General features: G+C 51.3%; 1 rRNA gene. It reads right to left on the bottom strand.

Annotated elements, in window-relative coordinates:
- Positions 1–1,099, bottom strand: a 23S ribosomal RNA gene (locus ACFQNF_RS12305); the annotation flags it as partial.

Genomic DNA, 1,099 nt, shown 5'->3' with positions numbered 1-1,099 from the left:
TGGCTGACCTACCTTTCTCCGTCCCCCCATCGCACTTTATATCGGTACGGGAATATTAACCCGTTGTCCATCGACTACGCATTTCTGCCTCGCCTTAGGGGCCGACTCACCCTGCGCCGATGAACGTTGCGCAGGAAACCTTGGGTTTTCGGTGTGCGGGCTTTTCACCCGCATTATCGCTACTCATGTCAGCATTCGCACTTCCGATACCTCCAGCATCCTTCTCAAGACACCTTCGCAGGCCTACGGAACGCTCCTCTACCATATGCACTTCGTGCATATTCGCGTCTTCGGTTATCAGTTTGAGCCCCGTTACATCTTCCGCGCAGGACGACTCGACCAGTGAGCTATTACGCTTTCTTTAAATGATGGCTGCTTCTAAGCCAACATCCTGGCTGTCTATGCCTTCCCACCTCGTTTTCCACTTAACTGATTATTTGGGACCTTAGACGGCGATCTGGGTTGTTTCCCTCTTGACCATGGACGTTAGCACCCACAGTCTGTCTCCCATGCTCGCACTTGACGGTATTCAGAGTTTGCCATGGTTTGGTAAGTCGCGATGACCCCCTAGCCATAACAGTGCTTTACCCCCGTCAGTGATACATGAGGCACTACCTAAATAGTTTTCGAGGAGAACCAGCTATTTCCAAGTTTGTTTAGCCTTTCACCCCTATCCACAGCTCATCCCCTAATTTTGCAACATTAGTGGGTTCGGACCTCCACTGCGTTTTACCGCAGCTTCATCCTGGCCATGGATAGATCACTTGGTTTCGGGTCTACGCCCAGCAACTATGCGCCCTATTCGGACTCGGTTTCCCTACGCCTCCCCTACTCGGTTAAGCTTGCTACTGAACGTAAGTCGCTGACCCATTATACAAAAGGTACGCAGTCACCCCATTTTTCAAGGGCTCCCACTGTTTGTATGCATCCGGTTTCAGGTTCTATTTCACTCCCCTCCCGGGGTTCTTTTCGCCTTTCCCTCACGGTACTGGTTCACTATCGGTCGATGATGAGTATTTAGCCTTGGAGGATGGTCCCCCCATCTTCAAACAGGATTTCTCGTGTCCCGCCCTACTTGTCGCATGCTTAGTACCAACCA

The sequence above is a fragment of the Iodobacter arcticus genome (genome assembly GCF_042664895.1).
Lineage (GTDB): Bacteria > Pseudomonadota > Gammaproteobacteria > Burkholderiales > Chitinibacteraceae > Iodobacter > Iodobacter arcticus.
Note: the sequence above shows the minus strand (reverse complement) of the source record. Positions and strands in the feature narration are given on the sequence as shown.